The organism is Shewanella sp. 2_MG-2023 (assembly GCF_030548905.1).
GTDB lineage: Bacteria > Pseudomonadota > Gammaproteobacteria > Enterobacterales > Shewanellaceae > Shewanella > Shewanella electrodiphila.
This window is the reverse complement of record NZ_JAUOSO010000013.1, coordinates 1-15,195: the sequence shown is the minus strand read 5'-3', so window position 1 is coordinate 15,195 and position 15,195 is coordinate 1. Positions and strand designations below refer to the sequence as shown.

Annotated in this window: 14 protein-coding genes; 12 read left to right on the top strand and 2 right to left on the bottom strand. The window is 40.4% G+C overall.

Translation table 11 applies throughout. From position 1 onward, the window contains the following. Positions 1 to 30: 30 nt before the first annotated feature. The 11 genes from Q4600_RS13680 to Q4600_RS13630 all read left to right on the top strand — a co-directional run bounded on the left by Q4600_RS13680 (position 31) and on the right by Q4600_RS13630 (position 11,299). Positions 31 to 2,058, top strand: coding sequence for a cytochrome C (locus Q4600_RS13680; protein WP_303517013.1), 2,028 nt, complete (start codon positions 31 to 33; stop codon positions 2,056 to 2,058). 86 nt (positions 2,059 to 2,144) lie between these two features. Beyond that, the gene (locus tag Q4600_RS13675) at positions 2,145 to 2,576 is read left to right on the top strand and encodes a rhodanese-like domain-containing protein (RefSeq protein WP_102440243.1); all 432 of its coding nucleotides are present in this window, start codon (positions 2,145 to 2,147) and stop codon (positions 2,574 to 2,576) included. 74 nt (positions 2,577 to 2,650) lie between these two features. Beyond that, the gene (locus Q4600_RS13670; RefSeq protein WP_248957040.1) at positions 2,651 to 3,424 is read left to right on the top strand and encodes an FKBP-type peptidyl-prolyl cis-trans isomerase; all 774 of its coding nucleotides are present in this window, start codon (positions 2,651 to 2,653) and stop codon (positions 3,422 to 3,424) included. A 76-nt stretch (positions 3,425 to 3,500) separates the two neighbouring features. After that, positions 3,501 to 4,241: a nitrite reductase gene (locus Q4600_RS13665; protein ID WP_303517012.1), complete on the top strand. Its 741-nt coding sequence runs from the start codon at positions 3,501 to 3,503 to the stop codon at positions 4,239 to 4,241. Positions 4,242 to 4,308: 67 nt separating this feature from the next. After that, positions 4,309 to 5,016, top strand: coding sequence for a 4Fe-4S dicluster domain-containing protein (locus Q4600_RS13660; RefSeq protein ID WP_303517011.1), 708 nt, complete (start codon positions 4,309 to 4,311; stop codon positions 5,014 to 5,016). 1 nt (position 5,017) lies between these two features. After that, positions 5,018 to 5,965: an NrfD/PsrC family molybdoenzyme membrane anchor subunit gene (gene nrfD, locus Q4600_RS13655; protein WP_303502688.1), complete on the top strand. Its 948-nt coding sequence runs from the start codon at positions 5,018 to 5,020 to the stop codon at positions 5,963 to 5,965. 99 nt (positions 5,966 to 6,064) lie between these two features. Beyond that, positions 6,065 to 6,568, top strand: a complete 504-nt coding sequence (locus Q4600_RS13650; RefSeq protein WP_248957037.1) for a nitrous oxide reductase accessory protein NosL — start codon at positions 6,065 to 6,067, stop codon at positions 6,566 to 6,568. Between the two features lie 110 nt (positions 6,569 to 6,678). Then, complete coding sequence (gene nosD / locus Q4600_RS13645; RefSeq protein WP_303517010.1) at positions 6,679 to 8,061, top strand: nitrous oxide reductase family maturation protein NosD; 1,383 nt, start codon at positions 6,679 to 6,681, stop codon at positions 8,059 to 8,061. 6 nt (positions 8,062 to 8,067) lie between these two features. Beyond that, positions 8,068 to 8,970 carry an ABC transporter ATP-binding protein gene (locus Q4600_RS13640; protein ID WP_102440249.1) on the top strand — a complete coding sequence of 301 codons (903 nt, stop codon included), beginning with the start codon at positions 8,068 to 8,070 and terminating at the stop codon, positions 8,968 to 8,970. A 9-nt stretch (positions 8,971 to 8,979) separates the two neighbouring features. Then, entirely contained in the window at positions 8,980 to 9,801 is an 822-nt protein-coding gene (locus Q4600_RS13635; RefSeq protein WP_102528039.1) for an ABC transporter permease, read from the top strand. Positions 9,802 to 10,021: 220 nt separating this feature from the next. Further along, positions 10,022 to 11,299, top strand: coding sequence for a winged helix-turn-helix domain-containing protein (locus tag Q4600_RS13630; protein ID WP_248957033.1), 1,278 nt, complete (start codon positions 10,022 to 10,024; stop codon positions 11,297 to 11,299). Positions 11,300 to 11,407: 108 nt separating this feature from the next. Here the strand turns inward: Q4600_RS13630 and fre are convergent, their stop codons facing one another. Next, positions 11,408 to 12,106: an NAD(P)H-flavin reductase gene (gene fre, locus Q4600_RS13625; RefSeq protein WP_102528037.1), complete on the bottom strand. Its 699-nt coding sequence runs from the start codon at positions 12,104 to 12,106 to the stop codon at positions 11,408 to 11,410. An 87-nt stretch (positions 12,107 to 12,193) separates the two neighbouring features. Next, the gene (ubiD, locus tag Q4600_RS13620; protein ID WP_303517009.1) at positions 12,194 to 13,675 is read right to left on the bottom strand and encodes a 4-hydroxy-3-polyprenylbenzoate decarboxylase; all 1,482 of its coding nucleotides are present in this window, start codon (positions 13,673 to 13,675) and stop codon (positions 12,194 to 12,196) included. A gap of 203 nt (positions 13,676 to 13,878) precedes the next feature. On the opposite strand from ubiD, the gene Q4600_RS13615 reads away from it, so the two are divergent. Further along, positions 13,879 to 14,478 carry a hypothetical protein gene (locus Q4600_RS13615; RefSeq protein ID WP_303517008.1) on the top strand — a complete coding sequence of 200 codons (600 nt, stop codon included), beginning with the start codon at positions 13,879 to 13,881 and terminating at the stop codon, positions 14,476 to 14,478. Positions 14,479 to 15,195 lie beyond the last annotated feature (717 nt).

Below are 15,195 nucleotides of genomic sequence, written 5' to 3'. Positions count from 1 at the left end.
TATAAAATAATGATGATTAGGAGTGGGACAATGAAACAGGCTAAATACAAGATAGCAGCACTAAGTGTGCTAGTTTGTCTTGGCATTGTTGGCAATGCAACAGCTGCTGGTGGCAAGTATAATAGTTTGCCAGAAATGGGTAAGACAGCACAGAAAGTTATTTCAAATCCAAATGGAGATGAAGAATCAAAAGGCGTTAAAACGCTACAAGATTATATTGTTCAAGAACAAGAACTTTTTGATTATTTATTCCAGAACCATCCAGTATTTAAATACCATGAAGAAGGTAACTTAGTGGGTGATTACCACATTAGTGATCGTGGTGAAGAGTATTTAGATACAGGTAATAGCCCTAAATATAGCAAACGTGTGGGTCGTCCAAGCGCTGTTCAATATCGTTTAGGTGCTAAATCAATTCTTGACTACCCAAACAAGTTTGTTGGACCTGAAAAATGTGGTGAATGTCATGCTGTTCAATACGAAGCATGGAATCGTTCTCGTCACTCTAAAACAATTCGTTTCCCTGGTGAACATCCAGAAGTGGATAACGATTTGAACAAGACCATGTACAACACCAAAGATACCTCTATTTTGGCTGATGGTATTACGCCTGACATGATCTACGCAACTGTGGGTACACCACGTACTAAATACGGCTTCATTGATGCATGGTTAGTCCGTGGTACTTACCATATTCGTGACGGCTTATTGAGAGATGGCAGCGGTAAAATGGTCGCTGGTGGTAACCAATTCTCACGTGGTTGGGCTGAATGGTTAACACCCGAAATGGCTGCCAAAATTAACGCAGTTATCCCAGAATTTCCTGAAACTAACGATGGTAAAGCATTTGGTCTAAGTGGTTCTCACCAAGTGGGCATGAGCTCATACGGTGCGAAGTATGAAAAAGAAATGTTGTTCCAGCCTGCAAGCTCTTACTGTGAAGTGTGTCATAGCTTCAAGTTCGACTTCGAAACTAAAGATGAATACTTAGCTGCTTTAGGTGACCCTAAAAAACTACAAGAACATACCATTTCTAAAGGTATTGCTTGTGAAGAATGTCACGGAGCTGGTGGTCATCTCGATGGCGGTAATGGCGGCGGAATGCCTTCGAATTGTGAACGTTGTCACCAACGTTTTAACTTCGTTGATGAGCTAGCTGATACTGAAGAAGGCCAAGATAAACTTGAGTATGCTTTTGGTGTGAAAATGAAGTCTGCATGTCCATCATGTGGTACTGAAGGTTCGCAAATGTTCGCTTCTATGCATTATGAAAAAGGCATGCGTTGTGCGACTTGTCATGATCCACATGAAGTTACAAGCAACGATTGGAAGTCTGGTTATACCAAACCGAAAATGAAGAAAGAGTGTTCTGACTGTCACGCAGCGCAAGCTGAAATCGCAGCAAACACTAAGACTCATAGCGACCAAAGCTGTACAAGTTGTCACATGCCTAACATGGGCAGTTGTGAAAACTTCACCGCAATGCAGTTCCCTGATCAAGCTGGTTTCGACGCGGTTCGTAAGTCGCACATGTGGAAGATTGAAATCGACCCAACTCAGAAGACATTGAACCCACCAGAAGGCAAACCTCGTGAATCTACTGTGAAAGGTTGGACTGTTGCGAAGAATGCTAATGGTAATAACTACTTAGATTTAATGTGGTCTTGTGCTCGTACTGCTATCTCTGATGATAATGTCGTTAATGGTAAAGGTTGTCACAGTCAGTTCCAATCAGAACTTGACCCAAGCCTACATTACGAAGATCAACAAGAGATCTACGGCGAAGTGATGAAGTTCCAAACGCCTATCAAAGAAACTTACGCTCAAGTTGTCGGCGCTCTTGACACTATCGACCAATTATTAGAAGTGACTAAGTTATCTGTTGAAGATAAATCACAAGTTCTTCTATTGGCTGATAAAGCACAAGATGCAGTGACGCTGCTTGAAAAAGATGGTTCTTGGGGTGTCCATGGCGCGCGTTATACCCATAAACGTATTGATGCAGCACTCACTTACGTGACTCAAGCTCAAGCCATTATTAATGGTAAAAAAATGTAAAACCCTAATGGCTACTCACGTATGTGAGTAGCCATTTTTTTAATAACTCGGCGTCAGCCGATGCCGAGATATTTTGAGAGAAAACCATGAAAAAACTACTTAGCAAGATTTTGATTTCAGTATCGTTGTTCGTCGCAGTGCAAGCACAAGTGTTTGCTGGTGCGGGTGGGGATCTCATTCCAATTCCTATTAATGACATTCAGCTTAATCCGATTTCAATGCGTGAAGCTGAGTCGTTAGTGGGCAATGAAGATGTTTATTTTTTTGATGTAAACACATTGGAGTTATGGGCTGAAGGGTTTATCCCTGGTGCGGTGTACTTCAACGTGAAGAACTGGAAAAAGTTACTTCCAAAAAATAAGGATGCGGTGATGGTGTTCTACTGTGCTAACACTTTATGTACTTCAAGTGCGATGGCTGCACGAGAAACAGTAAAACTAGGTTACACAGGGGTTAGACATATGGCCGATGGAATTTACGGCTGGCGATTGTCAGGAAGAGTAACAGAATTACCTTAACCATTTTATTACCTATTTAAGACCTGATGATGTGTTGTCGCTGGGTCAATCTATTTTCCAAGAGAGAGTGCCAAATGAAATTATTAAAGAAAAGTACCTTAGCCATTGCAACGTGTATGACATTGGTTTTATCAGCAGGCAGTTTTGCTGCTCAAAACGTAGAAAGCGATGTTGAAAAACAGTCTTACAGCATGGGCGCTTCTATTGGTAATTACCTATCAAGCCAAATTTATAACCAAACGGAGCTTGGCGCTCAAATTAATGTTCAATTGGTGATTGATGGTGTGATTGATGCGCTTAAGAATGAACAAAAAATGTCTGATGAAGATGTACTGACTTACTTAAACGATCGAAGTGAACTACTTAATTTATTGAGTAGCCAAAAAATGCAACAAATTGCTCTTGAAAGTAAAAAAGCCAGTGATGCTTTCTTAGTTGAAAACAAAGCGAAAGATGGCGTTAAGGTGACGGGTTCTGGCTTGCAGTATGAAGTGATAAAAATGGGTGAAGGCAAAAAACCTAACCCTGAAGATGTGGTCACTGTGAAGTACAAAGGCACATTAGTTGATGGGACTGTATTTGATGAAACGACAGATCCAGTTCGTTTTGCATTACTGACAGCCATTGCTGGTTGGGAAGAAGGTTTACGCTTGATGCCTGAGGGCTCAACCTTTCGTTTTGCCATTCCATCTGAGCTAGCGTATGGCAAAGACGGTGCTGGTGATATTCCTGGAGATACTGCATTAATTTTTGAAGTGGAATTAGTTAAGTCTGAAGCACCGAGTGAAAACGCAAAAGGTATGGGCCTAACAGGTATGGGCATGAACGGCATGATGGGCTCTCACTAAGCTTTTACTAACAACAAGTTGTCATTGAGCGTTTGGTGATAACTCATTAATTAAATTCAAGAAAGAAGAAACACTTATGAATATTCTGGCCTTAGGTATAGCAGTATGTCTGAGTATATTTATCGGACTCTTCTGGATTCATCACAGTGTATATAACCGTAATTTGAGCAGCACTGTGATGAAACAAGCCAATAAAGTGGCTGACGGTAACAATGGCGAGCATTGCCTTAAATATGATGAATTTAAGCTTGCTGGTTCTTATCAAAGTCCATTATGGATGTCAGTCGCTGTATTGATTTTTTCATTATCTATATATGCCAGTGGAGGACATTTCCAAGGTTGGGATAAAGGTCAGGCAGATGAATCGGTGGATTACTTGATTGCAGCCAGTATTACTAAAGGGCGAGATCAAGTTCAGCAACAACCACAAAATGAATTAGCGCTTATTTCGTTAGCACAATCATATGCAGAAGGCGGTTTATATGCTGACTCTGTGACGACGCTAGATCAGTTAATTGAGCTAGTGGGTGCTGATGCTGAGTTATTAGGCATAAAAGCGACATCAATGTATTACCGAGATAGTCGTCAGTTTTTACCTGAAACCAAAATGGTCATTGATACAGCGTTGAGTTTTCAACGTGATGAGCTTAATACCAGATTGCTACTCGCAACAGATGCTTACCTTAAGGGTGAATATGTTGACGCAATAGATCACTGGCGCATCTTACTGACCAATCAAACTCAATCTTTTAATAGACAATCTATTAATAACGCAATTATGAAAGCCGAATTTAAATTAGATGAATTGAGTCGATGATTCGTCATTTGAATTTGCAGCGAACCAATAAATACCAGTCAGCGATAGCTGCACTAGGGAGGATGTTGTGAGTGAAAATATAGAAAGACGGAGGTTTCTAAAAGGTATTGGAGCTGCTTCTTTAATTCTGGGCCCTATGGGCTGTACTTCAGTTAAAGATGACAACGAAGATGCTAACAAACCTCATTACGTTATGGTGTTTGATCAAAATAAATGTGTCGGTTGTGGTGAGTGTAAAGAGGTATGTAATGTCGCAAATAACTTACCTGACGGCAAATCAAGAATGTTGATGGAACATCAATCTGGCGGTGTTGAAGGGCAAGCATGTCCACATTGTGGCAAAGAAGAGTGTAACTGCGAACGTAAGTTTGTTCGTGTTTCTTGTCAGCAATGTAAAAACGCGCCATGTGTCAGTGTATGTCCTACAGGTGCGGCACATAAAGATCCTAAAACAGGGATCGTCACCATGGACGCAAGTAAATGTGCAGGTTGTAAATACTGTATTGGCGCCTGCCCATACAATGCACGTTTTATTAATGAAGAAACTGATGTGGCTGATAATTGCGATTTCTGTTTAAACAGCAAATTATCAAAAGGTGAGTTACCAGCTTGTGTACAACAGTGTAAATATGATGCGTTGATCTTTGGTGATGCAAACGATCCAACCTCATACGTTAATAAATTATTAGCGGTGAAAGACTCTGTGCGTATGAAGCCTCAATTTGGTACTGAACCAAGCCTTCGTTACATTCCAGTTGTTAAGTTGGGGGTATAAGATGGACGGTTCAATGGAGTTTACCATGGGGCTATCTGAAGGGGTTGCATGGCCTTGGCCAATTGCTGTTTACCTTTTCTTAGCCGGTATTTCAGGTGGTTCTTTAGTGGTTGCTTTAGCAATTCGCTTTTTTAAAGGCCAAACTGAAACTACCCCACTGTATAAAGCTGCCAGCTTAATCTCGTTTGTGACGATTGCACTGGGTATGTTATGTCTGGTTTTAGACTTAACCAACCCATTGTTCTTCTGGCGTATCTTGGTGTTCTACAACTTCACATCTGTGATGTCAGTAGGGGTTATCGCTTTATGTGTGTACATCCCACTTACGGCAGTGTTGTGTCTTTATGCCTTTGAAGATGAAATCAAATCGATTCCAGCATTAAGCTTCTTGCTACCTATTATTAATATGCTTAAACCAGTTCGCAAACCTTGTGAAGTGACAGCATTAATTTTAGCGGCATCTGTATGTGCTTATACCGGTTTCTTGATTTCAGCGTTGATCCGCTTCCCACTGATTAATACTGCAGTTTTACCAGCGCTATTTATAGCGTCAGGTGTCTCAGCAGGTGCGGCTGCATCAAAAATGTTGTCGGTATTCTTGTTCAAAGAAGACATGCACAGCAGTGAACTTAAAATCCTTCATGGGGCTGAATGGCCAATCATGATTGCTGAAATTTTGTTTATCTGCATGATCGCAATGTCGCTTGCAACGGGTAATGCTGGTGCGCAATCAGCTTTTGAAGCATTTACCGCTGGTGTATGGGCAAATCTATTCTGGATTGGTGTTGTAGGTGTTGGGTTCTTAGGGCCTATCTTGCTTAACTTCGCCACAGGTAAAACCTTTAGCCATTCAGCTAAAGCATTTTACTTATCAGGATTTTGTGCCATTAGCGGCATGATGTGTTTACGCATGTTTATCCTGTATGCAGGACAAACATACGCAATTTAGTGTTGCCAGAATCACCCTTAAGCGCATATGTCTTCCCTTAGTCATTTTTAAGGGTGATTCTTTTTACTTTGTAGAGCTCGTGTTGAGTTGGAAATTTAAATGAAAAAAATCCTATCGTTATTACTACTAGTGCCATTGTTATTTGCCTGTACTCCAGACAAGGTTGGCGCAGAGGCGAGTGGTCACAGCCATGCCATACATGAGCATGATCGTTGTCATATGTGCGGCATGATGATCACAAAGTACCCTGGTCCTAAGGGGCAATTGAGCTTAAAAAACGTTGAAGTAAACCCTTCTTTTTGTTCGACACGCGATATGTTCAGCTTTTTATTACAACCAGAAAATACCCGTCAGGTGAACCAAGTTTGGGTGCATGATATGGCCAAAACAGACTGGGATAATCCCAAAGATGAATTCTTTATTGACGGTAAAACTGCGACATATGTTTATGGCACCAGTCGACAAGCGGTGATGGGCCCAGCTGTAGCCTCATTTAGTACTGAACAAGCAGCGCAAGATTTTGCCCGTGAGTTTGGTGGGGCTGTATTGAAGTTTGACGACATTACTATTGAATTATTAGGCGAGAATATGAGCCATCATTAAGCCTATAAAAACAAAGGTGTTAGCTTGGTAAAGTATTAATGTTCTTAATTTACTAAAAGTCATTAGCTAAGCAAATTCAGATAATTGGTTAGATGAAAGTGAGAAAGTCCATGGGTAAATTTGTATTGATTTGGTGGTGGATTATTGGTGTATTTACTGCACCTATTACGCTTGCTGATTCAATGGAAATAAATGTTAATCCACTAGTCAAATCTGTTTTATTGCAAGAGATTATTGACGACGCGAGTGCTCATGACAGCATTGCTTTGAGTAATCAAACCTATCTTGGTAATGCGATTATTAATAAGCCCCTCACATTAATCGGTCATCCCAGGTCAATTATTGATGCTCAAGGTCAAGGTAGTGCCATTACGATCGCCAGCAATGACGTCAATATTAAGCAATTAAATATTCTCAACTGGGGAGACGATCAATATGAACTGAATGCAGGCATATTGATTAATGATGGCATGACTAACATTGTCATCACAGACAATGTACTCACAGGCGATGGTTTTGGCATACGCGCCGATAATACTCAGCATATTGAAATTTCTCACAACCTGATTAGCGGCGACGCTGAACGCTTTGTATTGGATAGAGGCGATGGTATTTATCTAAAACGTGTGGATCATGCTGTTATCAATGGCAATGTTATTAAAGATGTAAGAGATGGCGTGTATCTAGAATCAGGTAAACACAGTTTAGTCACCAATAATCAATTTTCTAAGCAGCAATACGGTATTCATTACATGTATACCGAAGATGACGAAGCCTTTAATAATGCAGCCACAAAAGTCGATGGTGGTTACGCATTAATGAACTCTAAGCGGATTAATCTACATCATAATCAAGTTAATGGTGCTGCGATATTTGGTGTGTTGCTAAACATGACCAATGACTCAGACGTTCATGCCAATCATGTGAATAATATCGTTAATGCAAACCCTAAAATGCCAACGGGCGATGAAGGTAAAAGCATGTTCATTTATGGCGCCCGTGATAACCGTGTTTATAACAATGAATTTGCTAAGAGCGAAATTGGTATTTATATGGCGATGGGCGGCGAAGGCAATCAAATATATCGTAACCAGTTTATTAATAATCAAGCTCATGTGAAGTATGTCGGCGATACGATTGTTGAATGGAGTCATAAAGAACAAGGGAATTATTGGAGCGGTTTTATCGGTTGGGATCGAACAGGTGATGGGTTTAGCGAGCAAGCTTATCAGCCAAGCGATCATTTAGATCGTTTGTATTGGCTTTATCCTGAAGCGCATTTTTTATTGAAAAGTCCTGTGGCTTCTTTGCTGCGCTGGACTCAGCAGCAATTTCAAATTATGCCGGAAGCAGGTGTGATGGATAGCTTTCCAATGATGAGTCCGGCTGCAAAATCCAGTATTGGTTATGCCGCTGAACTAGCAGATTATCCATATGTAAATTCAAACATAGTTTCAACAATTCAGTCTTCTGAGCATTCGTTAAATAAGTAGGTTTTTATGCCAAGAAATTCAGTTATTCAGGTTCAGAACCTCATTAAACAGTACGGTGAATTTACTGCCGTAGGCAATATCAGTTTACAGGTACATGCGGGGGAAACGTTAGCATTGCTAGGGCACAATGGTGCAGGTAAATCTAGCCTGATAAAAATGCTGTTAGGCATAGTAAAACCCACATCGGGCCAAATTACCATGATGGGTAAAACGGTGACTCATGAGAAAGATCGCCGTCAGATCAATCTAGGTTACCTACCTGAAAATATCAGTTTATATGAAAAGCTCACCGGCAAAGAGGTGTTGAATTATTTTGCCGCGTTAAAGCGGATTGATAAATCAAAAGTTCTACAAGTACTGGAAGAGTTTGGCCTTGAGCATGCGCAAGATAATCCGGTTAAAAGCTATTCAAAAGGCATGAAGCAGCGTCTAGGTTTTGCCCAAGCAATATTGTCATCTCCTGATATTTTATTACTTGATGAACCTACAGTTGGACTTGATCCACAGGCCTCACTGTTTATGTATCAAAAGATTGATGAACTCAAACGCCAAGGTTGCGCCATTGTAGTGTGTACCCATGAGCTGGCAGTTGTTGAAGATAATATTGATCGTGCTTTTATTATGGCTAACGGCATGGAATTAGCCTCTGGCTGTGTAGAGACGTTGCGCCAATTAACAGACTTAAAAGTGTTGTTTAAAGGAGAGGAAATTAATCAAGCGATAGCAGAGGATGAGTTTTTAAATACATTGGCTGTGAATAATCAATTATTGATTCATCAGGTAGATAAGCCAAGAGTCATGCAGTATCTCACGCAGCATTGTGGCGTTTATAACTTCTCTATTGAAGAACCTGGTTTAAGTGATATTTATCATCACTGCATGAATAACCGTCAGCAAAACGTTGCTTGAGGAATTATGATGTTTACACCTATTTTAACCATCGCCAGTAAAGAAATTAAAGACAACTTTCGTAATCGTTGGGTGGTGTTTATCGGTCTGATATTAACTAGTTTATCATTAATAATTTCATTTTCAGGTTCAGTTGTCACGGGTGAGTTAGCTGTTCCAGAGCTGCCAATGCTAATGGCCAGTCTAAGTTCCATTGGAGTATTTATTTTACCATTAACGGCTATTTTGTTGAGTTATGACAGTTTTATTGGTGAAGAAGAGTCTGGTACCTTGCTGTTGTTATTGTCATACCCTTTAAGCCGCAGTCAGATATTATTAGGTAAGTTTGTTGGCCATATCACTGTGCTAGCTTGCACTATTGTATTTTCTTTTGGATTAACAGCTGCACTTATTCATGTGTTTACTGGCACTGAATTGTCATTATTGTTGCCGTTGTTCTGTCATTTAGTGTTTAGCAGTATTTTACTGAGTATGTGCTTTGTATTAGTGGGTTATGTGGTGAGTTTGCAGGTGGCTGAAAAAGCTAAAGCCATTGCTATTTTATTGTTTATTTGGGTAGCGGTTGTATTGGTTTACGACCTTATTTTACTCACACTTATGGTAGCGGAAACTGTGGAGCTTTCTAGTCAACTTTTACAGGTAATGATACTGCTTAATCCAAGTGACATTTTCCGCGCTCTGATGTTAGTTGCTGCCCCTCAACAAGATACTAGCAGTAGTTTATCGTCGTTAGTTCAATTTCCTCTGTCTAACTTGTATATCGCATTAACAATATGGGTTGGGGTAATGATGTTGATTTCACAAAGTTTATTTCATCGAAAAATATTTTAACTGCAATGCTTAATTTTAGAGAATGAAATGGTTATTCATTCACAATATTAATAGCAGTAATTAACAAAAATATATTTTGAGCTATGTCTATATAAGTGTTTGTATTATCTGATTTTAAAATATTTTAAGACTGAGTCGGCAATCACATATTTTTGATAAGATATGAATTATGATTCATGTGATTTCAATTGACTCAATAGTAAAACTTTAGGTGCAGGCAGTGCTAAAAATTACTTCATATTTAACACTCGATACTTCAGCCAAGCAGCTGATTAATCATCTTAATGATGAGAAAACCAGTCTGACTTTTTCTGAAAATGCAGTATTAATTAAACTATTAGATAATAGCGAAGAAATCTGGACAAAAGAGCACCTATTGGCGGAAGGATGGCCTGATAGGGTGGTTGCGCCTACCTCATTAACTCAATGTATTAGTACATTACGCCGTAAATTAGAGCCTTTTTCTGAAATTCATTTAAAAGCTGTCGCAAGACGTGGCTACCAGCTTCATATTGATGAACGCAGTCATGTGAAAATGGTTTCTTTAACTGACTCCGGTACGATTAGAGCTGCTTTTTTAGATGTCAGCGTTATGGTCAAAATTGCTGGAGCGTTATTTGTTATTGGATTAATCATTCTTGCTTGGTATCAATGTGAGTACCATAAAGTCCTAAAAAATACCGCATTTTGGAGCAGCGACAAGCAAGTCGAACTCAATATTGGTGGTGTAAAAGAAAGCGCAACCTTATTATATAAAGATGATACAGATCAGTTGCATGAGTCGAAATGGCAAAAACATATTGCGCCTGAAAGTAATGTTGTGCTTGGACTCAAGGGCTTTAGCGCTTTCGCATTGACCAATGGAAACAATTACTCATTTGCTGCTTGTCCTGGTTATGCATTAGATGATTGTAATGGCGTTGGGATTATCAATATCAATGCGCTATCTCCAGAGCCTGCTGGCTTGAATATGCGTGAATTTGTACCGTTAACTAAAAAAATGGAAGAACGTATTCGATTTAATCGAGTGCTGATCCCAAAAGATAGCGTTGGCAATATTATCGAGCATCATTACCATGCTGACGTGTATTTTCCCGCAGCAGGTGAGAAGCTTATCCGTGGTGATTTTAGTCTCTCACTTGTCTACGACGGTGAAAAGAGTGGCCAAATCTATACTACGACCTGCATCACTGACGAAGATTGCAGCACGACGCCAATTAAATGGAAAACCCGTGGTACGTTTAATCAATATGAACAAACCATTGGCGATTATGAGGTTGACGTTTTCTATAGCAAAATAGCTCAAAAAGAGTTTATTAAGCCAGACTTCGTTACCCCGTCAGCAATGCGCTTTTACCGTGAAATCCGTCGAATGGATATTCAAGAAACCGAATTGATTTTCTTTAGAGTGCATTCCACTGAGAATACCGCTGTATGGATATTCCCTTTTATGGATGGACTTGTAGCTTGGTCTAAATATGAGAAAGTACAATTCTAGCCATTAGTTTAGCGTACTGAATAATTGAGTTTTAGTGCGAAGAAATAATGGGGGTAAACAAAAAGCCGACTAAAATAGTCGGCTTTTTAATGGGTAAATCAATTAGGCTTATTTGATAAATGCGAAGGCATCACCATAAAGGTGAGCTTCATCAACGCCCATTTCACGAAAGACTTCACGTGCTGCACCAACCATATCAAAACGGCCTGCAATGTAGATGTCGTAACCCACTAAGCTGACATAGTCTTGCTTAATTTGCTCAAGCAAATTGGCTTGTTTGCCATTCCAGTTAGCAGGTGCTTCTTCGACAACAGGCACAAACTCTAACCAGTTGTGATCAGCGTGCCATTGACGGGCAATCGCTTGATAGTACATTGCATCTTCAGTGCGGCAGCCCCAATAGAATTGAGTTGCTACTGTTTGACCTAACGCGATTTGATTTTCAATGATGCTTTTGATGTAAGAGAAACCTGTACCACCAGCTACCATAATACGTGGACGTTGGCTTTCAACGCGTAAAAAAGCATTACCTGCTGGGGCTTCAATGTCTATGTATTCATCATTTTTTAGACGCTCTACCACTTGCATTGGGTAGCTTTCAGAAACAGCAGCGCCGATATGCAGCTCAAGCAGTTCTGCATTTGGTGCAGATGCTATTGAGAAAGGACGTTTGTCTTTTTCTCCCATCACGATCGATAAGTATTGCCCAGCTTGGAACTCAAAAGCCGCTTCAGGCTTAAGAAATACCTGAAAAACTGCGTCATTAAACGCGGTGACTTTTTCAACTTTACAGCGAATGGTGTTCATCTAACGTCCTTTATGACCCTTTCTGAGAAGGGTTATTTTCTTTTTATATGTGGGTTCTAGGTCAAGCTAGTGTGATATAGATCACCATTATAGCGTTGGAGTGTCATCAATACCTAATTCTTCCCAAATATGATCAATCTTTTCTTTCACTTTGGTGTCCATCACTATCGGCGTACCCCATTCTCTGTCAGTTTCGCCAGGCCATTTGTTAGTGGCATCTAAGCCCATTTTTGAGCCTAATCCAGCCACTGGTGAAGCGAAATCTAAGTAATCGATTGGGGTGTTATCTACCATCACAGTGTCACGGGTTGGGTCCATACGGGTAGTAATAGCCCAAATGACATCTTGCCAATCGCGGCAGTTCACGTCTTCATCTACAATGATGATGAACTTAGTGTACATAAACTGACGTAAGAATGACCAAGCGCCCATCATCACGCGTTTAGCATGACCTGCATATTGCTTACGAATCGAAATCACTGCCATACGGTACGAGCAGCCCTCTGGCGGTAAGTAGAAATCGATTATTTCAGGGTATTGCTTACGCAAAATTGGCACGAATACTTCGTTCAGTGCAACCCCGAGCATTGCAGGTTCATCAGGTGGACGACCTGTGTAGGTGCTGTGATAAATAGCATCTTTACGTTGGGTCATATGGGTGACAGTAAAGACTGGGAACTTGTCTGTTTCGTTATAGTAGCCTGTGTGATCACCATAAGGACCTTCTTCAGCCATTTCTTCTGGGTCAATATAACCTTCTAAAATGATTTCGCTGGTAGCGGGGACTTCTAAGTCGCAACTTAATGCTTTACAGACTTCAGTGCGTTCACCGCGCAATAGGCCGGCAAAGGCATACTCACTCATTGAATCTGGTACAGGAGTAACGGCGCCTAGAATGGTCACAGGATCTGCGCCTAGAGCTACAACAACAGGGTAGCGCTCACCTGGGTGTTTTTCTTTAAAATCTTTAAAGTCTAACGCGCCACCACGATGGTCAAGCCAGCGCATAATAAGCTTATTTTTACCGAGTAGTTGCTGGCGATAAATACCTAGGTTTTGGCGTTTCTGACGTGGCCCTTTAGTGATGGTCAGGCCCCATGTTACTAATGGAGCGATATCCCCAGGCCAGCAGTGTTGAACTGGTAATTTGGTTAAATCCACATCGTCACCGGTAATAACCACTTCCTGACATGGAGGGTTACGCACGGTTTTAGGCGGCATGTTCAAGGCTTGCTTGAATTTAGGGATTTTAGCAATCGCGTCTTTAAAGCCACTAGGTGGTTCTGGCTCTTTTAAAAACGCCAGCAATTCACCGACTTCACGCAGCGCTAATGGATCTTCTTTACCCAATGCCATGGCCACACGTTTAGGTGTACCAAACAGGTTAACTAGCACTGGCATGCTGTTATCTGTTGGGTTTTCAAAAAGCAGGGCTGGACCACCAGATCGTAATACACGATCGGCAATTTCTGTCATTTCTAGATTGGGATCAACAGGATAACTAATACGTTTTAGTTCACCGTTGGTTTCTAGGTGATCGATAAAGCTACGTAAATCCTTAAAACTCATGGCTTATTCACTCTATTGTTAATCGCTCTTTGGGGCGCACTATAGCATTTTTATAATATTGGGTTAAGCCAAGATTATTAGTAGGACGGAATTTTGAGGTAAACTGAAATGAGTAAAGTTTGCCCGTTTCTTCATGTGAGTTTTTGTTTGAACCCAATTGTCAGGTAAGTGGGAATGAGCTGAAGAAACTAAGGAGTAATAGTATGACTGATAAACATGATGACCGAAAGCTTTTGCACCGTAGGCTTTACGGTTTAATAATACTCACGCCTCTTTTACTAACTGTGTATTCAAGTGCTATTAATGCTGAAGTATATACTCATCATCAGCTCTCTAAAGTGGCTGCTGATGAACATTCGCGGCACGCTACAAGTTATTCGACAGGTAAGCATGTAAACGATCGGTACTCTCGCCATTCAGGATCGTCAGTGAGATGGGGTGTAGGTTATAACAATTATTGGGGCCCGAGCGTTGGTATTGGTTGGAGTAGCGGTTGGAATAATCGATGGCATAACCGCTGGGGCTATAATGGTTGGCGTTCCCCATATCGATACGATTATTATGATCGTTATTACCGTGATCGATATATGAATAATAGACCGCGCAGTAATTACGTTCAAAAAGCGACGCCGATCGAAGCGCCTAAACGTACTACAACCAGTATTGAATATGCCAAAGGACTGACTCAGCTACCAGAAAATGCGCGAGTAATTCAGCGCGATGGTCAGACTTTTTATCAATGGGATGGTAAAGAGTACTATTTTGATTGGTCTACAGAGCGTTATCTGGCAGTGAGTCAATAAACTCTTATTCCGCTAATTCTGAACAATATGATCACCAGTACCTGTGACAGTATGTTTTTAACTTAAAAATGGTGAGATGCAGATGTTATTCGAGCTGTCATTAAAAGTACCATTGAATAGAAAGGTAAAAGCCCTAATGAATCCATTTCATTAGGGCTTTTGTTGTTGCATTGTCTTACGACATTTTATCGTTACATGTTATTATTTTTATTCCCTGTAACGTACTTCAAAATAGCCGCTGTTGTTTATGGGGGCACAACAGCAATTATTAAGAATGAACTGACAAACTTGCCTGTCATTATATTTTTATTATCCCTTCCCAATCGCTTTCGCTGATGAGAAGTCAAGCAAGTTTGTCGTAGCACTTTACGCTGTGAACCTAACCTTAATTACCACTAGATCCAGCATAATAAATTGACAAGATATGTTGCTAGTTTTAACTCTCGCTGGGGATCGAAAGCTAAACAACTTATCTTGCCGAAACTGCTAATGATTATTGAGTAACTCGCTTAACTTAGTTGTTCAATAAAACATTATAAAATTGACAAGAAGAGTGACTGTTATCAGCTAATCATAACTGCCTAATATTCGCTGGGGGACGAATATTAAAGCCACTTTTCTTGCCTGAACCGCTAATGACATTTTAAGACAAACCACTCACTCATTTGCTCAAATTCTCACTGTAAAATTGACAAGAGAAGTGACTGTTATTATCTA